This window comes from Streptomyces sp. NPDC005574 (assembly GCF_040605435.1).
In the GTDB taxonomy this organism is placed as follows: domain Bacteria; phylum Actinomycetota; class Actinomycetes; order Streptomycetales; family Streptomycetaceae; genus Streptomyces.
The window spans coordinates 1-18093 of sequence record NZ_JBEXCW010000036.1 but is presented as its reverse complement, the minus strand read 5'-3'; the positions used below and the strand labels follow the sequence as shown (position 1 = coordinate 18093).

17 protein-coding genes are annotated in these 18093 nt (G+C 69.0%); 1 reads left to right on the top strand and 16 read right to left on the bottom strand.

Going from position 1 to position 18093, the window contains the following annotated elements:
* Nucleotides 1-3: 3 nt before the first annotated feature.
* The 10 genes from ABZT03_RS22995 to ABZT03_RS22950 form a co-directional block, all read right to left on the bottom strand.
* The gene (locus tag ABZT03_RS22995; RefSeq protein WP_356042094.1) at nucleotides 4-879 is read right to left on the bottom strand and encodes a response regulator transcription factor; all 876 of its coding nucleotides are present in this window, start codon (nucleotides 877-879) and stop codon (nucleotides 4-6) included.
* Nucleotides 880-931: 52 nt separating this feature from the next.
* The gene (locus ABZT03_RS22990; protein ID WP_356042093.1) at nucleotides 932-2227 is read right to left on the bottom strand and encodes a histidine kinase; all 1296 of its coding nucleotides are present in this window, start codon (nucleotides 2225-2227) and stop codon (nucleotides 932-934) included.
* Between the two features lie 17 nt (nucleotides 2228-2244).
* A complete protein-coding gene (locus tag ABZT03_RS22985; protein ID WP_356042092.1) occupies nucleotides 2245-3132 on the bottom strand; it encodes a DUF5936 domain-containing protein in 888 nt (295 codons plus the stop codon).
* 20 nt (nucleotides 3133-3152) lie between these two features.
* Nucleotides 3153-4100: a type II secretion system F family protein gene (locus ABZT03_RS22980; protein ID WP_356042091.1), complete on the bottom strand. Its 948-nt coding sequence runs from the start codon at nucleotides 4098-4100 to the stop codon at nucleotides 3153-3155.
* A 10-nt stretch (nucleotides 4101-4110) separates the two neighbouring features.
* A complete protein-coding gene (locus ABZT03_RS22975) occupies nucleotides 4111-5448 on the bottom strand; it encodes a CpaF family protein (RefSeq protein ID WP_356042090.1) in 1338 nt (445 codons plus the stop codon).
* 10 nt (nucleotides 5449-5458) lie between these two features.
* A complete protein-coding gene (locus ABZT03_RS22970; protein ID WP_356042089.1) occupies nucleotides 5459-5905 on the bottom strand; it encodes a TadE/TadG family type IV pilus assembly protein in 447 nt (148 codons plus the stop codon).
* Between the two features lies 1 nt (nucleotide 5906).
* The gene (locus ABZT03_RS22965) at nucleotides 5907-6296 is read right to left on the bottom strand and encodes a TadE family protein (RefSeq protein ID WP_356042087.1); all 390 of its coding nucleotides are present in this window, start codon (nucleotides 6294-6296) and stop codon (nucleotides 5907-5909) included.
* A gap of 2 nt (nucleotides 6297-6298) precedes the next feature.
* The gene (locus ABZT03_RS22960) at nucleotides 6299-7552 is read right to left on the bottom strand and encodes an AAA family ATPase (protein ID WP_356042085.1); all 1254 of its coding nucleotides are present in this window, start codon (nucleotides 7550-7552) and stop codon (nucleotides 6299-6301) included.
* A gap of 9 nt (nucleotides 7553-7561) precedes the next feature.
* A complete protein-coding gene (gene cpaB / locus ABZT03_RS22955; RefSeq protein ID WP_356042083.1) occupies nucleotides 7562-8269 on the bottom strand; it encodes a Flp pilus assembly protein CpaB in 708 nt (235 codons plus the stop codon).
* A 70-nt stretch (nucleotides 8270-8339) separates the two neighbouring features.
* The gene (locus tag ABZT03_RS22950) at nucleotides 8340-9281 is read right to left on the bottom strand and encodes a hypothetical protein (RefSeq protein WP_356042206.1); all 942 of its coding nucleotides are present in this window, start codon (nucleotides 9279-9281) and stop codon (nucleotides 8340-8342) included.
* 321 nt (nucleotides 9282-9602) lie between these two features.
* Here ABZT03_RS22950 and ABZT03_RS22945 point away from each other — a divergent pair, with 321 nt between their 5' ends.
* On the top strand, nucleotides 9603-11303 hold the full coding sequence (locus tag ABZT03_RS22945) for a glycoside hydrolase family 18 protein (RefSeq protein ID WP_356042081.1): 1701 nt from the start codon (nucleotides 9603-9605) through the stop codon (nucleotides 11301-11303).
* A 161-nt stretch (nucleotides 11304-11464) separates the two neighbouring features.
* On the opposite strand, the gene ABZT03_RS22940 is transcribed toward ABZT03_RS22945, so the two are convergent.
* The 6 genes from ABZT03_RS22940 to ABZT03_RS22915 form a co-directional block, all read right to left on the bottom strand.
* Complete coding sequence (locus ABZT03_RS22940) at nucleotides 11465-11920, bottom strand: hypothetical protein (protein WP_356042079.1); 456 nt, start codon at nucleotides 11918-11920, stop codon at nucleotides 11465-11467.
* A gap of 59 nt (nucleotides 11921-11979) precedes the next feature.
* Entirely contained in the window at nucleotides 11980-12387 is a 408-nt protein-coding gene (locus ABZT03_RS22935) for an Imm50 family immunity protein (protein ID WP_356042077.1), read from the bottom strand.
* Entirely contained in the window at nucleotides 12377-12874 is a 498-nt protein-coding gene (locus tag ABZT03_RS22930; protein WP_356042075.1) for an Imm50 family immunity protein, read from the bottom strand. The genes ABZT03_RS22935 and ABZT03_RS22930 overlap by 11 nt, the downstream gene beginning before the upstream one ends.
* Nucleotides 12871-13185, bottom strand: a complete 315-nt coding sequence (locus ABZT03_RS22925) for a hypothetical protein (protein WP_356042073.1) — start codon at nucleotides 13183-13185, stop codon at nucleotides 12871-12873. The genes ABZT03_RS22930 and ABZT03_RS22925 overlap by 4 nt, the downstream gene beginning before the upstream one ends.
* Nucleotides 13186-13564: 379 nt before the next feature.
* Nucleotides 13565-14086, bottom strand: coding sequence for a hypothetical protein (locus ABZT03_RS22920; protein WP_356042071.1), 522 nt, complete (start codon nucleotides 14084-14086; stop codon nucleotides 13565-13567).
* A complete protein-coding gene (locus ABZT03_RS22915) occupies nucleotides 14083-17979 on the bottom strand; it encodes an RHS repeat-associated core domain-containing protein (protein ID WP_356042204.1) in 3897 nt (1298 codons plus the stop codon). The genes ABZT03_RS22920 and ABZT03_RS22915 overlap by 4 nt, the downstream gene beginning before the upstream one ends.
* Nucleotides 17980-18093: the final 114 nt, after the last annotated feature.

Sequence of the window (18093 nt, the reverse complement as noted above, 5' to 3'; positions counted from 1 at the left end):
GGTTCACAGCACACCCCGTGGCGCGTTGGAGGCCGTGCCCAGCCACTTGGCGACCGACTCGGTGCGGCTCGTGCTCCCCAGCTTCGCGAAAATTCGGTTGATGTGGTTCTTGACCGTCTTCTCGCTGATGAAACAGACGGCGGCGATCTGCTGGTTCGTCATCCCCGACGCGATGTGGTCCATGATCTCCGCCTCCCTCGTGCTCAGTTGGAACAGCGACCTGTCCGGAGCGGCCGGACGGCCACTCGTCCACTCAGGAGAAGACTGTCCCATATCTGGTTGCAGTCGCGAAAGGGCTTCCGGCGAAGTCGGCGGACTCGGTATCCGTGACAGCGTAGTACGCGCCAGCGCGTCATACCCCGCTGGTTGCACATGCGAAGGGTTGGATCGCCGGAGTTGGGCCAGCAGGACGTCCGCCGCCGTGGGGGTGAAGTGGGCTCGGCCCTGCCGGACGTCCTTCACGGCCGTCACCAGCTGCTCGGTCGTGAACTCTCCGTGCACCAGGTATCCGCCCGCCCCTCCGCGGAGGGCCTCCTCGACGATCTCCGGATCGCCGCTGTACGTCAGCATCAGGACGGGGGCGATCCCTGCGAGGTGCGGGAGGGCCGCGAGGCCGTCCACGCCGGGCATGCGGACGTCCAGGAGGATCACGTCGGGGCGGTGCCGCCGGGCCGCCAGACAGGCCGCGCGGCCGTCGGCGGCCTCCGCCACGACCGTCATGTCCGGCCGGCCGGACAGCAGCGCCGTGAGGCCCGCGCGGACCACCGGGTTGTCGTCGGCGACCAGGACTTGTACGGGGCCGGCGGGAGCCGCCGCGGGGAAGGGCTCGGACGAGGGCCGGGGCTGGTGTGGGTGTGGGTGTGGGGGATGGTGCTGCATGGCGCGGCCTCCTCTCGGTTCGTGCGACGAATCCCTCGTCACGTTCGCGGGTTCATGGGTACGACGCCGTCGTCGTCAGGGACTTCAGAGGTACGTCCACGCGAATTTCCGTCCCCTGGGGATGGGCGCCCCGGCCGATGCGGATGCGGGCGCCGACCGACGCGGCCCGCTCGACTATGCCGACCAGTCCGAAGTGGCCCGTCCTGCACAGCTGTTCGAGGGTGGTGTCGGCGGGCAGCCCGCAGCCGTCGTCGTAGACGCTGATGCTGAGGAGGCCGCCGTGGACGCCGGCGCTGACGTCGACGTGGCTGGCGTGCGCGTGGCGGTGGGCATTCTCCAGGGCCTCGGTCGTGATCGTGAGGAGCTGGCGGGCGACCGCGGGAGTCACCGGGGGCGCCTCGCCCTCACCGGTGGGGGTGTAGGTGGTCGGCAGTCCGGTCCGGGTGGCGAAGTCGGCCGTACGGCACGCCAGTTCGCCCAGTACGTCCGTGGCCTGGGCGCTGTCCGGCGCGCGGCGCAAGTCGGTCAGGAGTTCGCGGGACTCCGCGGCGGCTCGGCGGGCCGCCCGGGCCACCAGTTCGGCCTGCTGTCTCACCACCGCCGGGTCGAGGTCGGCCGCGCCCGTGGAGGCCGCCAGGCCGTCCGCCGCCATGGCCACGCCGTAGAGGGTCTTCGCGACCGAGTCGTGCATCTCGCGGGCCAGACGGGCTCGTTCGGCGGCGACGGCCTCGGTGACCGCCAGCCGCGCCTGTACGGCCGTCAGCGCCTGCGTCGCCGCGCCGAAGCGGAGCACCAGGTTGCGCGACGTCGAGCCGATCGCGCCCGTGATGACACAGATGCCCGGCAGCAACAGCAGCTCGGCGAGGCCGGTGTGCGGGTCCCGGAGGGTCGCCCGGACGAGCAGGAGGATCAGCGACTGGAGGGAGGCGAAGACGGCGGCGCCTCGCCAGCCGTAGACGATGCCGGCGAGCAGCGGGGTGCAGACGCTGACGTAGGCGAGGGTGGTGTCGGGGCCCGCCGAGACGAGGAGCAGTGAGCCGAAGAGGGTGTCCGCGGCCAGGAGGGTGGGGTGGCGCAGGAGGAGCGGGCCGAAGCGTTCCCAGTCCCGGAAGAGGGCGTAGGACGCCATGAAGGTGACGATCACCGCCGCGCTGACCAGCCGCGTGCCGAGGCCGGGGGCGGCGTTGAGGAGGGCGGCGGGGGCGGCCACGGCGATCATCGCCAGGCGGAAGCCGAAGACCTGGCGGCACATCGCCTGCACGGCGTTGATCTGGACGGGGACGGGGACGGGGACGGTGGCGGCGGCGGGATCGGGGTGTAAGGGTGGCTGCGGGATCTTTGTCGGCATGAGTCCTCCCCCGCCCCCTACTTGCCCGTGATGGAGCCGAAGTCGGTTCCGGAGCCGAGGAGGAGTCCCGCGCCGAGCAGGAGCATCGTGGCCGGGACCATGAACGTGGTGATCATCAGGGTGGCCTTGGGCACCGCGCGGGCCGCCTTGCGGCGGGCGTTCTGCGCGTCGGTACGGCGCATGTCCTTGGCCAGGGCGACCAGCGTGTCCACGATCGGCGCGCCCAGTTCCTCCCCCTGCTGCAACGCCGTCACGAACATCGCGACCTGTTCGGAGTCGTTGCGGCGGCGCAGTTCCGCGAACGCCTGGCGGCGGCTCATGCCGAGGTCCATCTGGCGCAGGGTGATGCGCAGTTCGTCCGCCCACGGCCCCTCGTACTTGAGGGCGACCCGGTCCAGGGCCTGCCGGAAGCCGAGGCCCGCGCTCACCACCACCGCGAGGACGTCCAGGAAGTCCGGCAGGGTCCGCTCGATGACGTCCTTGCGGATGCGGATCGCCGACCAGATCCCGACCTCCGTCCAGAACGCGCCGAACGCGAACAGCACCAGCGCGAGCAGGAGGTTGCCCTTGAAGAGGAACACCAGGCCGCCGACGCCGCCGAGGAAGCCGTAGACCGCCCGGCGGGCCGCGTAGCGGTCGATCGTGAGGCCGCCCGGGTTGCCCGCCAGGTCGATCCTGCGGCGGTAGCGCGCCACCCGCCGGGGGCCCATGAGGCGCAGCACCGCGGGCGCGTACCGCATACCGAGGCGGTCGATCAGGGAGTCGACCGCGCCGGTGCGGGTCGCGCCGACCTCGAGGGCCAGTACCAGGTCTCCGGGGAGTTTGGCGTCGGCCCGGTACATGCGGATGCCGGCGAAGATGCCCCACACGCTGAGGCCCATCGCGGCTGCCAGCAGGAGTGCCATCGTCTCGATCCTCCTCGGTGTCAGACGTCGATGCGGGACAGGCGGCGGATGAGGAGGAAGCCGACCGCGTACAGGGAGAACGCGACGATCACCGCGCCCTGTCCGACCGGGGAGCCCGTCATACGGTCCAGGGCGCCGTCCTTCACGCCGTTCATCAGGAACAACGAGCCGATGCCGAGGGCGGGTACGGCGTACGACGTCATGTTCACCTGCGACAGCTGGGTGCGCACCTCCCGTCGCGTCTCCTTGCGTTCCTCCAGGGTCTCGGTCAGGTTCCGCAGCGCGCTCACCACCTGGCCGCCCGCCCGGGCCGACAGCACGAGCGTCGTCACGAGGACCACCAGCTCGCGCGACGGCAGGCGTTCCGCGAGCTCGCCGAGGGCGTCGTCCATGGAGGCGCCGATCGCCAACTGGTTCGCGACCTTGCCCAGTTCCTCGCCGGCCGGGGCTTCGAGTTCCTCCGCCGCCATGCCGATCGCGGTGCGCAGCGCCAGTCCCGCGTGGGTGGCGTTGGCCAGGATGCGGGCCAGCTCGGGGAGTTGGTTGATGAAGCGTTCGATACGTTTCTGGCGCTGCCAGGCGAGGAACTGAAGCGCCGCCCAGATGCCGAGCAGTCCGGCGATCGGGCCGAAGAAGGGCGCGAGGGTCGCCTGGCCGACCAGCCACAGTCCGGCGACGACGGCGAGCATCGCGGCGAAGAACTCCCCCGGTGTCACGTCCAGTCCGGTGGCGGCGAGCCGCAGTTCGAGTTTGCGGCCGAGGTCCGTACGGCGCAGCCGGCGGTCCAGGTTGCGGAAGCGGCGGCGGCGGCCGCTGCCGGCCGGGAGCTGGCCGGCGGCCGTGAGCCGGTCGACCAGGGCCGCCCGCTGTGCCCTGCCCCTGGCGTAGACGTGGACGCCCACGACGGCCAGGACGCAGGTCAGCAGGGTGACGCCGGTGGTGAGCGTGACGAGGTTGTCGAGTTCCATGAGGGCGGTCCTACCTGGCTTCTCGGATGGCGAGCTGGTCCGCGGAGTGGGCCACGCCGAACGCCTGGGGTATGGGCTGGCTCGCCATGTAGAGGCGGTCGGCGCTGCGGCGCGGGAGCGGGTGGTACCGGAAGGTGCCGTGGATCAGGCCGTCCGCGGCCATCGGCTGGGCTTCGAAGCGGGCGACGGTGACGAGGCGGTACGGCTCGCCGCCGTGGCTGTCGAGCACCGCGACCTCGGTGACGCGGCGGGCGCCGTCGGGGAAGCGGGTGAGCTGGATGATGACGTCGACCGCGCTGTTGATCTGGTCGTGCAGCGCCTCGAAGGGAATCCCGACCTCGGACATGGAGGCGAGGGTCTTGAGGCGCATGAGGGCGTCCTCGGCGCTGTTGGCGTGGACGGTGGCGAGCGAGCCGTCGTGGCCGGTGGACATCGCCTGGAGCATGTCCAGCGACTCGCCGCCGCGGACCTCGCCGACCACGATGCGGTCGGGGCGCATCCGCAGCGAGTTGCGGACCAGGTCGCGGATGGTGACCCGGCCCTTGCCCTCGACGTTCGGCGGCCGCGACTCCAGGCGGATCACGTGCCCCTGCTGGAGCTGGAGTTCGGCGGAGTCCTCGATGGTGATGATGCGCTCGTGTTCGGGGATCAGGCCGGAGAGGGCGTTGAGCAGGGTCGTCTTCCCGGTGCCGGTGGCGCCGGAGACGATGATGTTGAACTTGGCCTGCACCAGGCCCGCCAGCAGGTACAGCATCTGCTCGTCGAGCGAGCCGAAGCCGACGAGTTCGCTGAGCGTGAAGGAGCGCGGGAAGCGGCGGATGGTGAGCGTGGCGCCGGTGAGCGACAGCGGCGGGACGATCACGTTGACGCGTTCGCCGGACGGCAGCCGTGCGTCGACCATCGGGTTCGACTCGTCGACCCGGCGGTTGACGGTGGAGACGATCCGCTCGATCGTCTGCATCAGCTGGTCGTGCGAGGGGAAGCGGAGCGGCAACTGCTCGACCCGGCCGCCGCGTTCGACGAAGATCGCGTCGGGGCCGTTCACCATGATCTCGGTGATCGACGCGTCTTCGAGCAGCGGCTCCAGGATGCCGAGGCCGAGGGCCTCGTCGACGACCCTGCGGATCAGCTGCGAGCGTTCGACGGTGGACAGGACCGGGCCCTCGCGGCTGATGATGTGGCCGAGCACCCGCTCCAGGCGGGCCCTGCGTTCGGCCGCCGCCAGCGCGCTCATCTCCGCGAGGTCGATCTCCTCCAGGAGTTTGGCCCGGTAGGAGGCGACCAGGTGGCCGTCCTCGCCCCGGCTGCCGTTCTCCTCCGGGGAGTTGATGCGTGCGCGCAGGCTCATGGTGCGTTCCTCAGTGGTCGAGCGGCATGGTGGCGGTCTTGTGGGCGTCACCGAAGTCCCAGCCGGGCACGATGGACGGGATGGACAGCGTCGCGGTGACCGTCACCTCGTCACCGCCGTACGACGGGCTGCAACTGGTGGTCAGCCAGCTGCTGACGGCCTCCTGGCAGCCCTGCTCGGCGCTGAGTTGGAGCGAGGCGCTGCGCGCGCCGGCCCGGGCGGCGGTGCCGGCCTGCTGCGCGGTGTAGGCGATCAGGCCGATCTGCACGCCCGCCATGGCGACGAGGACCAGGATCGGGATGAACCCGAGGTATTCGAGGGCGACCTGACCCCGGTCGCGGGCCGCGCGGCGGACTCGGCCCCGGCGGTCGTCCCGGCGCCCGCCGCCTACGTCGACATCGGCACCGGCACCGGCACCGCCGCTGTCCCGGACGCGCCTTCTCCCGTCGTACGGCATCTCAGTCCTTCGCCTCCTCTACGGCGCCCGCGTGGCCCTTGACCTCGAAGGGGAAGCCGATCGAGCCGGGGAAGAGGACGGGGACCTTCAGCGTGACGTCGGCCGTGACGTAGCCGCCGCCGCCCCCGCACGTCACCGTGCCGCTCCAGGCGCCCGGCAGTTTGTCCGTGCCCGCCTGGACGCACGCGGCCTGTCGCGCTCCCGGCTTCGCGGCCGTCCCCGCCCGCACCGCCTCGTCCGCAGCATTCCCCGCGAGCGTGAAGGTGTACCCCAGCAGGACGAACTGCCACATCAGCACCAGGGTCAGCAGGATGAGCGGGGTCATGCCGAGGAACTCGACGGTGACCTGGCCCCGGTCCCGCCCGTGGGGGGCCGTACGCGTCGCTGTCATCGCTACCCTCCTCCGTCCCGGCGGCGCCGCCCGCTCCCCGCGCCGCGTTCGCCCCGGAACCGGCCGCCTTTGCGGTCGCCCTCGGGGGCCTTGACCAGGCCCAGTTCGGCCGCGAGGCCCCACAGCGCCTGGCGCACCGTGCTCCTGCCGTCCAGTTCGTGGATGCGGCCGGCGTCGACGGTGCTCTGGAGTTCCTTGAAGTTGGCCGGGATCGCGACGCCGGCGACGGCCGTGCCGGTGATCTTCCGGATCAGCGCGGGCTGGATCTCCGTGCCGCGTGTGTGGCGGTTGACGACGACGGTCGTCTCCTCGGCCTTGCGGATCTGGAGCCGGTCCCACATCCGGACCGTGCGTTTGGCTCCCCGGACGGCGAGGACGTCGGGGGTGGTGAGCAGCAGGGCCGTGTCGGCCATCTCCACGGCGGCCGCGCCGGCGCCGCCGAGCTGGGCGCCGCAGTCGACGACGACGACCTCGTAGCGGGAGCGCAGGGCGCTGATGATCTGGCGGGCGGCCCGGTCGGTGACCTCCTCGCCGCGCTCGCCCTCACCGGGGGCCAGCAGCAGGGCGAGCCCGGTGTCGTGGCGGAAGACGGCGTCGGCCAGGACGCGCGGGGAGATGTCGGTGATCGCGGCCAGGTCCACGACGGAGCGGCGGAACTGCACGTCGAGGTAGGAGGCGATGTCCCCGGTCTGGAGGTCCATGTCGACCAGCGCGGTGGGGCGGCCCGACGCCTGTGCGGCGAGGGCGAGTTGGATGGCCGTCAGGGTGGCACCGACACCGCCCTTGGCGCCGCTGACCGTGACGACGGTGCCGCCGACGCCGGTGAACACGTCCCCGCCGTGGCCCAGATGGCGGCGTACGCCCGCCGACCACTGGGAGACCGCCTGGACGCGGCTGGCCAGTTCCTCGTAGCCGATCGGGAGGGCGATCAGGCCGCGGGCGCCGTAGTCCATGGCGGCCTGGAAGAGGCCGGCGCTGACGTCGGAGGTGACGAGGATGACGCCCACCGCAGGGAAGCGCAGGGCGACTTCGCGGATGAGCTCCAGGGCCGGGACCGGGCCGATGCGCTCGTGGACGATCACGACCTCGGGCAGTTCGTCGATGGACTCGGCGGCGAGCCGGCCGAGGGTGTCGATGAGCTGGGTGGAGTCGGTCACCGCGGACACCGGTTCGGCGTCCGGGAGCTGGCTGAGCAGAGTCGTGAGGGAGCGGACCGCGTCCGCGTCGCCGACTGCCGGGAGGATCCTCGTGGGCATGGCGGCCTCTCACTTGTCCGTCACGAGTTCGTAGGTGCGGTCCTTGTCCGGCACCGTGGTGTTGCCGCCGGGGGCCACCAGCGCGAGGCGGACCCGCTTGGCGAAGGACTCGGCGTACGTGATGCGCTGGGCGTCGATGGTGGCGAGCGCGAAGGTGATCGGTACGGCCTCGGTGGCCTGCTGGGCGCGGTTGTCGGCGTCGGGCTGGAGCGCGGTCAGTTCACCGACGTCGATGACCCTGGCGTTGGTGACGATGATCTTCGACTGGGCGGGGTCGCCCTCCCGCGCGCCCTCGAAGGTGGCGTACACGTTGACCGTGGAGCCCGGTGTGATCTTGCCGGCGACGCCGGTCGCCGCGTCGATCATGATGGCGACCTCCTGCTGCCCGGGCTGGAGGGCGGGCTGGTCGACGATCATGTCGCTCTGCAGCAGGGAGCCCTCGCGCAGCGTGGTCACGGCGATCTTGCCCCGGATCGCGGCGAGGTCGGTGACGGCGGTCTTCGGCAGCCACCGTTTCGGCATGCTCGTCTTCTCGAACTGCGCCGCGGTCAGTCCGGTGTACGGCTTCACGTCGGACTTCAGCCGGTACGCCGTGACCTCGGGGCCGACCTTGGACTTCACGTCGTCGATGACGGACAGCACGCCGGCGAACGCGCCCAGCGCGCACAGGACCGACAGGAGCAGGAGTATCACGCCGCGGCGCTGACGGGAGTTCATGAACCGTACAACCTCATTGGGGGTTTCGGTCGAGCGGAGTCGGGGGTGCGGGACGGGCCGGGGGTCCGGCTCAGCCGGCGGGCAGCTGGTTCTCGTGCACGGAATACGCGGTGGACGCGGTGGACGCGGTGGACTCGGTGGACGCGGTGGTCCGGGACGACACGGAAGGCGTGGAGGATCCTGAGGCGGAGGACGCGGAGGACGCGGAGGACGGGGGCAGTGCCGGGGGTTCGGGGGCCGTCGCGGAGCAGAAGACGCAGCGGTCACCGATGACGTCGAGGCCGCACCAGTGGCACACGGACTGCCGTACGGACGTGACGAGTTGGTAGAGGACGGGCAGATCGGGCAGGAACGCGCAGAACTCGATCAGCCTGCCGGTCCCCCACCACAGCGCCGACTCGGCCGGCAGCGGGACCTCGCGCAGACCCTGGACGTTCCAGGTCCTGGCCAGGGTCGCGGTGATCCAGTCGGACTGCAACTGCCCCTTCGCGACCAGCATCGACGTGCCGAACTCAGGTCCCGCGAGGGCGGCTTCGGGGCCGATCCTCGTCAACTGCGGCTCGGGGTGGGCGATCACGCCGAACTGGCTGCCGGGCACCCACGACCTCGCGTGTGACGTGAGGTTGACGGCGACCCGGTCGAGCCGGGCGACGGAGCCCAGCAGCGCGCCGGCGTGGAGGTAGTGGGTCAGCAGCCGCCCGGCCGAGGCGAGGACGCCCGGGCTCAGGTCGCAGGAGGCGAGCTGCCTCAACTGGCGTGCCAGGACGGCGAGTCCGAGCGGTGGCAGATCGGGTCGGAACAGGGCGATCCGGTCGCTCTCCAGGAGGGAGCGGACGGTGTGCAGCCGTCGCCCCACCGCCTCGGGGACGGCGCGGGAGCACACGACGATCACGTACCCGTACTGGTCGATCAGCGACTGGACGGCCGTCAGCGACTGTTCGAGCGGCTGCGTGTCGAGGTCCCGCAGGACGGCGGCGGGCAGCGTTCGCTCGTCCTGCGGTGGCAGCGCCATGTCGGCACTGGTCACGGCAATGGCAGTTGGCACGCGCAGCTCCCCGTTCCATGCCCGACGGTCCGCGCCGGTTTTCCTCCGGCACGCACCGATGACTTCACTGCGTGACTACCTCAGCACTGTAACCACGCCCCTGTGACCGGAGAACAGCGTTTGTTTGACTTCCTGCCCCTCTTGGAAATTCGAAAGAGGCGGATTCCACCCCAGATGGGGTGACAAGTGAGGTGAACTGCACCCCTTGACAAGGGAATTGGTCTGGACCAACTATGGCGCCAGCGGTGGCCACCGTCCTCGTTCCCTCCCCCACCTCCGGAGGCCCTTGTGGACCGCGCACCAGGCATACCCAGACGCGCCCGTTTGTGGGCGGGGGCGGTCACCGCCGCCCTCGCCCTCTCCATGGCCGGCACGGGCCAGGCGTCCGCCGCGGACGTCAACAACGCGAAGAACGCCGGCTTCGAGTCCGGCCTGAGCAACTGGACCTGCACCGCGGGCAGCGGCGCGACGGTGTCCTCGCCCGTGCACGGCGGCTCGGCCGCGCTGAAGGCGACTCCGGCCGGGCAGGACAACGCCCAGTGCACCCAGACGGTGGCCGTCAAGCCCAACTCGACGTACACGCTGAGCGCGTGGGTGCAGGGCGGGTACGCCTACCTGGGCGCGACCGGCACCGGTACGACCGACGTGTCGACGTGGACCCCGGACTCCTCCTCCTGGAAGCAGCTCACGACGTCCTTCAGCACGGGCGCCTCGACGACGTCGGTGACGGTCTACACGCACGGCTGGTACGGGCAGGCCGCCTACTACGCCGACGACCTGTCGGTGTACGGCCCCGACGGCGGCGGTGGCGGCGACCCCGCGCCGACGGTCCCCGCGGTCCCGGGCGGCCTGAACGTGTCGGGCACCAGCTCCTCCTCCGTCTCCCTGGCCTGGAACACGGTCTCGGGCGCCACCGGGTACAACGTGTACCGCAACGGCACGAAGGTGACGGCCGTGTCGGGCACCTCGGCGACGGTGACCGGACTCGCCGCGTCCACGTCGTACTCCTTCCAGGTCACCGCCACCAACTCGGCCGGTGAGTCGGCGAAGTCGGCCGCGGTGACGGGGACGACGACCGCGACCGGCACGGGCGGCGGCGGGACGGTTCCCAAGCACGCGGTCACCGGCTACTGGCAGAACTTCAACAACGGGGCGACGGTCCAGAAGATCTCCGCCGTGTCCTCCCAGTACGACATCATCGCGGTGGCCTTCGCGGACGCCACGACGACGCCGGGGGCCGTGACCTTCAACCTGGACTCCGCCGGGCTGGGCGGCTACACCGTCGACCAGTTCAAGGCGGACATCAAGGCGAAGCAGGCGGCGGGCAAGAAGGTCATCGTGTCGGTCGGCGGCCAGAACGGCACGGTGTCCATCAACGACACGACGTCGGCGACGAACTTCGCGAACTCCGTGTACTCCCTGATGCAGACGTACGGCTTCGACGGCGTCGACATCGACCTGGAGAACGGGCTCAACCCGACGTACATGACGCAGGCGCTGCGCTCCCTCGCCGGGAAGGCCGGATCGTCGTTCGTCCTCACGATGGCTCCGCAGACGATCGACATGCAGTCGACGTCCAACGGGTACTTCCAGACCGCGCTGAACGTGAAGGACATCCTCACGGTCGTCAACATGCAGTACTACAACAGCGGTTCGATGCTCGGCTGCGACGGCAAGGTGTACAGCCAGGGCTCGGTGGACTTCCTGACCGCCCTGGCCTGCATCCAGCTGGAGGGCGGCCTCGCCCCGTCCCAGGTGGGCCTCGGCCTGCCGGCCTCCACGAGCGGCGCGGGCAGCGGCTACGTCTCCCCGACCGTCGTGAACAACGCCCTGGACTGCCTGACGAAGGGCACGGGCTGCGGCTCGTTCAAGCCGTCCAAGACGTACCCCGGCCTGCGGGGCGCGATGACCTGGTCCACGAACTGGGACGCGACGGCGGGCAGTGCGTGGTCCAACACGGTGGGCCCACACGTGCACGCACTGCCGTAACGGCGGCCCGGCGACCGCCTCCGCCCACGGTGTGGGTGGGGGCGGTCAGGTCGTCGACGTGACCTTGCTGCTCGCGTACGGCCGCCTTGAAGGTCGACGCGTTCGTGGAACTCTCCTCACCGGTACATGACTCCCCCTGCCCTGGCACCGGACGCCTGGACTCACGGCGTTGTGGGCGCGATGAACTCAAGTACGTTGCCGGTGAGGCGGTTTCCGCACACCGGACACGCCGTTCGATACGAGTGGGCGCGCGAGCGCTTTGTGCCGTCAGGGAACAGGGGGAGAACGACATCGAGAGCGACCACGCGGAGGTCAGTGCCACAGGCCGGATGCGTGACATCGAGAGGCTCCCCGCCGCCGGCGCCGGCGAAGTCCGCTTCGGTCGCCGTACCTGAAGCCACGCGTCTGTCGAGGGCATCCAGGTCGGATCCATCGCTCCAGTGCAGGTAATAGCCATGCGGCGGCCAACCAGGGCGTCCGCGCACCAGGATGCGGCGCATTCGCGGGTGGTCAGCGAGCAGGCGGTCCTCCGGCTCGTCGAATCCGGTGATCGGCTCGGCAGCCTTGACGAGCTCCCCAGCGGGAAAGTAGCGCGTCTCCCATTTACGGAAGGTCATGGTCAGCCCGCCTGTGGTTCGACTTTGCTCATGTCCTCGGCCCGTCGCCATCGTCCGCCTCACGGAATGTCCGAGGCCGGGTAGGCGCGAGTTTTCGCCATACGCAGCGTCTCGGCTCGGAACGTGACGCCTGAGCTCTCCGTCCCGAGAAGCACCCGGAGACCTCCGTCTGCGGTGACTGAGAGGTCGATCGATCGCGCTTCACCGGCACCCCACCCTGTGACCCGAAGCCGCTCGACTCCGGTGAAGACCAGGTGGAACTCGAAGGCATTGAGCCCCTGCTCCTCCCACCCCGGAGCGGGAATCGACGGAAACACCCGCGTATCGAAACCCAGCGTCACCGAATGCGCGCGTTCATCGATGTGCACATAGAAGAGGTCGCAGACCTCCGGCGGCGGTGGATTCCCGTCGTACAGCGGTCCGAGGAATTCCGGTGATGCGAGGAGTCGTGTCCAGTCAGCGGGCATAGAAGGTCTTCTCATGGGTCGCGGGGAGGGCGGAGAAGCGTCGGGCGTCGACCTTGCTCACGAAGAGGTGAGGAACATCGTCCGATCCGTCCGGGTGGGACTCGAAGGCGCTCACGTGGCCGATGCGGACCGATTCGTTGCAGTCGAATTGCACCGCCGCCCCACGGCCTCGGAAAGTCACCCGCATACGTCGCTCTGTGCCCCACGGCGCCACGTCCAGGCTGCCGACAGCGGGCGTCGTCCACTCGGTCAGACTGATGCCCTCCACCGCCAGGAACTGGAGCTGGCACTGCACGGTGTCCACACCCGCCTCGATCCACTCGACCGGCGGGGAAACCGGAAAAGCGGGCAGGTCGACACGTAGGGCAACCGTCGGTCCGCGCCAGTTCAGATTGATCGACCGGATTCTGACCTGACTCCAGTCCAAGGGGTGCTCGTAGAGCGAACGGAGCGCCTCGGGATTGACAAGGTGATCCTCAACGGTCATACCGTTAGCGCTCCAGCGTCGACCTGGTCGTCCACCTGGAAATGGTTCAGCATACTTCCAGGGGCCAGCAGTTCGGCCGAGTAGCCGAGCAGGGTGACTTTCCCGGAGTGCACGGTGTCCAACTGCTCCACAGATTTGCCGTACCACTCGATCTTCTCCAACCTCGACCGAGGCGGGTCCTCCACCCTTTCCTCCCCGGGAAAAACGACCAGGAATTCCATACCCAGCGCAGCCGTCCCCTCGATGCACCGCACCACACATACGCGGGTGTGCGGGTCCCGAACCGGGAAGACCTCCAGGACGCTGAGCACAACACTTCCCGGCACGTTTGAGTGTGCGTGGACGGGGCGTCGAGACGTCACGACGCAGTCCCAGCAACCCAGTCGCTGACTCGCACGAGGGTGGGGCCACTCACGTCTTCACCGCCGGACACGTAGGCAAGCCATCGAAGTTCGTCACAGGCGAAGAAGGACTCTCCCCACGAGTCCACCCAGATACGCGCCTCCCTTTCGCCTGTCTGCGTCAGGTCCCACCAGGCCCAGCCACGGGAGTCGGATTCGGGGTCGGCCTGATAGAGCCAGTCCTGCAGATCCCAGGGTCCGCCACCGATCGCGGCGGCGTAGCGCTCGCTGCCCCGTCTCGTGCACTCGGGGACCGGTGCCGAGGCTCCCGGGCGGCGGCGACGAGGGGTCATCTCCCATTCCCGAGGAGGGTTACTGCTTCTTCCTGGGAAACCTCCAGCAACGCCTCGTGCGTATAGGCATCCACGTCGCCGACGTAGGGAAGTTGATCCGGACGTCGGGAGCAGAAAGTGACGTGCGCGGTGAGTACGTCGTCCTCCAGCCCTCCCGCTGCCAGGGAAACGTATCCGAGCATCGGCCACGGCAGCGTCGGGGGCACAGCCAACAGACCCGTGCAGACGTAGCCGAGGGACCGACGCAGCAGCTCTTCAAGCCGCTCCGGGCCCGACGTCGGGAGGTCGTAATCCATCATGCCCCGGCCGTTCACCGTGGCCTCGTAGTGGATGGCGTCGTCGAACTCCGTGCGGCCACCCCCGGAGTAGCCGGAACGCAGGGCTGCCAGGAGTTGCGCGTCGCCGTCCGTCGTCCAGCCCGCACGGACGATGGAGCGGAACGCGTCGGGCACGTCCTCGTCCCGGGCGCGCGGCTGCACCGCTTCGAGGAACTGGGACATCCTGATGTTGGTCCTCACGGTCGCTCTTCCCCCAGCATGCGCAGCCCCTTGTCTATCCCCGCCAGGAACCCGGCGTTCTTTCCGACTTCCTTCTCGATCGAACGCGGGAGTCCCTCGAATTTTCCAGTGCCGAAATCGTACTGATACTTGGCGGTGGGATTGCTCTGGTCCTGGAAGTGAAGCTGTCCCGCTCGCTGGCCGGGATTGGGATTCTCCACATCGATTCGGTATGGCCCATGGTTCCACATTGTCTTGCTCGTCACCTGCGTACCGTTGACGCCGATCATTCCTCCGGAGGAGGGCGCGGGAGGGGGCTCTTTGATCCCGTACAACTTGCGCATGTCCTGGATCCGCTGATCGACGACGCGCGGGTTGTAGGGGTCGTTGGTGAAGGCCGGCTGTGAGGTGTGCCCCTCCGGCAGGCTGGTGCACTTCAGCCCGAGGGGATCCGCCCAGGTGTGGGGATTGTGGACGTAGGCAACGGGGTTCGGGGCTGGGGAGAGGCCGAGGGGGTCAGGGGTGAGATAGCGGGCGGTCTCGGGGTCGTAATGGCGGAAGTGGTTGTAGTGCAGGCCCGTCTCGGGGTCGAAGTACTGCCCAGGAAATCTAAGGGGTGTGTATGCGCTGCTGCCTGAGGTCCAGGCGGTAGTGCCCCAGAGCGTGCTGCGCGTTCGCCAGACGATGTCGCCGACCTCGTCCACGAGTTCGGTGGGCGTGCCGACGAGGTCGGTGACGATCGCGAAAAAGCGCGAGTCGATCTCGCTCTGGCACGTTTCGTCGGCGGTAATACGCTCGCTCTGGGCAATGGGATGCAGCCCCCGGTGGTCCCACGTGAGCGTGACGGTGTTCGGCGAGTCGCCAGCGGCAGTGGTTTGTTCGCAGAGCGTGTTGCCGTCCCAGGTGAAGCGCACCTCCTCGACGACGGACTCACCGGCCTCTTCCAGGCGTTGTTTCGCGATGCGACGGCCGAGCGGGTCGTAGACATAACGCCAGCGTGTGCCATCCGGAGTGATGACGGAGGTGAGGCGGTCTTCGACGTCCCAGACATAGCGCCACATGTCCGGCTTGCGGGATAGCCGGGTCTTCTGGCGCAGAGTGGTACGCCCAAGGACGTCGTGTTCGTAGCGAACACTTCCGGCACGCGTGATGCGGGTGCCGTTGTAGGTGCGAGTGCCGGCGGCTTCGTGGCCTGGATGCCCTTCGGGCCACGAAGCCTCGATCTGATTGCCCGCCTCGTCGTAGGCGTAGCGTTCGGTCCAGTTGTCGGCGTTAACCGCAATTACACGGCCCGCGAGGTCGAGGTCGAAGCGGCGACTGCCGTTCAGTTGGTCGTCGAGACCCACCAGGCTGCCGTCGGGCCGGTACCCGTAGTCGCGCCGCTGAACGCTGCGCCCCTCGGCGTCAGTGAGCGCCTGGGCCGTCAGACGGCCTCGGAGGTCGAAGCAGTTTGCCAGCGTGAGGGTTGCCCCGATATGGCGAGCCGATTCACGGCCCGCGGCATCATGGTCAAAGCCTATGGTGTGTCGGCCGGCGGTGAGCGTCGTGCACCGACCTGCCGCGTCGTAACTCCAACTGCTGATGGCGCCACCGGGGGTCATCCGCCGGGTGCGGCGTCCGAGAACGTCGTACGCGTTGGTAGTCGTGTGGCCGTTGACGGTCTCCGCCACCACGAGTCCGAGCGGATCGCGCGTGAGGTCCAAAACCACATCCGGGCAGCTTGCCTGGATCAGCTGTCCTGCGGGGTCGTAAGCGTAGGTCGTGACGGCTCCTGCGGCGTCCTTGCGTACAACGTCGCCCAATGCGTCGCGCTGGTAGCTGACGGTCTGCCCCAAGGCGTTGATGTGGGAGGTGAGTCGGCCTGCCGGGTCGTATGTGTAGGTGATGGTTCGCCCGTCGAAATCCGTCTCAGAGACGAGGCGTCCTGCGGGGTCGTAGTCGTAGTTCCAGGCCAGACCCTGTGGGTTGGTGACCGATATCAGGCGTCGCTCGGTGTCGTAGGCGAATGCGTAGCGGGTTCCGTCCGGGCCGGTGCGAGCCGTGGCCAGGTCGAAGTGCGTGTACTCGATGCGGGAGACAGCGTCCATGGCATCGACTTGGGAGGCGAGGTTCCCTTCACCGTCGTAGGTCCACGACTCGGTGGCGCCGTCCGGGGCAACCCGGCGGATCAGATGACCTTCGACCGTCCAGGCCAGGCGTGTTGTGGCGCCCAGGACGTCCGTGATGGCGGTACGACGGCCGAATATGTCGCGCTCGTAGCGCGTCACCCCGCCGAGAGGATCGGTGACCTCGATGGGTAGCCCGGCGAGGTTGCACCGTATGCGGGTGGTGTTGCCCAGGGCATCGGTCAGCTCAGCGAGGTGACCGGTGGCCCCGTACGAGAACCGGGTGGTCGTGCCGATGGGGTCGGTCACAGTAGTGCGGTTACCGCACTCGTCGTACTCCTGGTGCCATGTCGCACCGTCGGGACCGGTCACCGTGGTGGGCAGACCGAACCGGTTGTACTCGGCGCGGGCCTCGCGGCCGTCGGCGCGCACGATGGAGATCACCCGGTCGTACTCGTCGTAGGAGAAGCGGGTGGTGTGTCCAAGGGGGTCGGTGATTGCCGCCAGCCGGTGGCTGGCGTCCCATTCCCGGAGCGTGGTGTGGCCGAGCGCGTCTGTTTCTCGGATGAGGCGCAGCGCCTCGTTGTGCTCGTACCGGGTTGCGTGTCCCAGGGAGTTGGTGACCGTGGTGGTGCGGGTCGCCTCATCGTAGGCGAGAGCGCCTGACAGGAAGCCTCCACTGCCCCGGGTACGAACCACACGGCCATACTCGTCGTACGTGTACGTGTAAACGGTTTCGTTGCGGTCGGTCCAGGAGGTGATCCGTCCTGCCTCGTCGTAGGTGAACCGCATGGGCTGGTCCGAGGAGTTGGTGACCTCGGTGAGATGACCCGCGGCGTTGTAGCCAAAGGAAACGAGCCGCGTGCCCGCTGCATGCGGGTGTTCGGGGTCGAGGAGATGGAGCGCCGCGATCCGCGGCAGGCGAGTGTGGTGCTCGATCGCTATGCGATAGCCACCCGAGTGAACGATCTCGGTCGGAGAGCCGTCCACTGAGTAAGTGATGCTGATCCGCTGCCCGTTGCGGTCTTCGATGAACTGCAGCGGCAGGTCGACCGCGTCCCCCTCGGTGACGGGTTGCGGTGAATGGAAGACGTGGGCGAGTCCGGTATCAGGATCTGTCAGGCGCAGTGCTCCGTCGACTTCGGCGTCCCAGGCCAATGTCACCCGAGTGCCGGTTTTCGGAAATGCGGGCTCTGTGGTGTCGGCTGCGGGGAGGGGGAAGATCAGACGCGCGCCGTCGGGCGCAGCGTAGATGACGCCGCCGTCATCGGCCTGGAGACGCTGGTCGAGCACGGAGGCCCAGGTGGGGCCGAACCAGCCGCCCCAGCGGTATGAGGACAGGTGCGTTCGTCCCAGCACCAAGGGGAGTGCCCCGGGTAGTCGGGCGTCGACCTGTGGCAGCAACATGTCGCCGGTTGCGACATCGATCGGGTCGAGGTCGCACTTCTTGAGCATCGACCGGATGGAGGCAGGTAGTTCATCCACTTCTGAGGGACGCAGCGTAAGGCGGGACAAGCCAGAGCCGTCCAACTTCAATGCCTTGGCGAGCTTGGACAGTTCGCTGGGCTTCAGGGCTTTGAGGCCCTTGCCGAGGGCCTTGCCGAGGATGCCGAGGCCGACGCCCATGACCGCGCCCTCGGCCAGGATGCCGGCGAGTTTCTCCGGGTCCTTGAACGCGCCCGGGTCCTCCAGGAGCGTCGCGAACGCCGAAAACTTCGCGCCCTCCTTGGCCATCTTGGCCACCGACGCGACGCCCCGGATCTCCTTCAGCGCCTTCAGCGCCCGTTCGACGCCCCGGATGACCTCCATCACCCCGCGGACCACCGAGGCGAGCGCCGTGCCCTCCTCCTCGATCCGGGCGATCAGCGCCACCACCTTCAGCGCCCGCTCACCCGCCACCAGCGTGGCCGCCACCGACGACGC

Bases quoted from the DNA above. Each gene is read 5' to 3' on its own strand.
- ABZT03_RS22995 (WP_356042094.1), bottom strand. From the start codon at position 879: ATGCAGCACCATCCCCCACACCCACACCCACACCAGCCCCGGCCCTCG.
- ABZT03_RS22990 (WP_356042093.1), bottom strand. From the start codon at position 2,227: ATGCCGACAAAGATCCCGCAGCCACCCTTACACCCCGATCCCGCCGCC.
- ABZT03_RS22985 (WP_356042092.1), bottom strand. From the start codon at position 3,132: ATGGCACTCCTGCTGGCAGCCGCGATGGGCCTCAGCGTGTGGGGCATC.
- ABZT03_RS22980 (WP_356042091.1), bottom strand. From the start codon at position 4,100: ATGGAACTCGACAACCTCGTCACGCTCACCACCGGCGTCACCCTGCTG.
- ABZT03_RS22975 (WP_356042090.1), bottom strand. From the start codon at position 5,448: ATGAGCCTGCGCGCACGCATCAACTCCCCGGAGGAGAACGGCAGCCGG.
- ABZT03_RS22970 (WP_356042089.1), bottom strand. From the start codon at position 5,905: ATGCCGTACGACGGGAGAAGGCGCGTCCGGGACAGCGGCGGTGCCGGT.
- ABZT03_RS22965 (WP_356042087.1), bottom strand. From the start codon at position 6,296: ATGACAGCGACGCGTACGGCCCCCCACGGGCGGGACCGGGGCCAGGTC.
- ABZT03_RS22960 (WP_356042085.1), bottom strand. From the start codon at position 7,552: ATGCCCACGAGGATCCTCCCGGCAGTCGGCGACGCGGACGCGGTCCGC.
- cpaB (WP_356042083.1), bottom strand. From the start codon at position 8,269: ATGAACTCCCGTCAGCGCCGCGGCGTGATACTCCTGCTCCTGTCGGTC.
- ABZT03_RS22950 (WP_356042206.1), bottom strand. From the start codon at position 9,281: ATGGCGCTGCCACCGCAGGACGAGCGAACGCTGCCCGCCGCCGTCCTG.
- ABZT03_RS22940 (WP_356042079.1), bottom strand. From the start codon at position 11,920: ATGACCTTCCGTAAATGGGAGACGCGCTACTTTCCCGCTGGGGAGCTC.
- ABZT03_RS22935 (WP_356042077.1), bottom strand. From the start codon at position 12,387: ATGCCCGCTGACTGGACACGACTCCTCGCATCACCGGAATTCCTCGGA.
- ABZT03_RS22930 (WP_356042075.1), bottom strand. From the start codon at position 12,874: ATGACCGTTGAGGATCACCTTGTCAATCCCGAGGCGCTCCGTTCGCTC.
- ABZT03_RS22915 (WP_356042204.1), bottom strand. From the start codon at position 17,979: ATGGAGGTCATCCGGGGCGTCGAACGGGCGCTGAAGGCGCTGAAGGAG.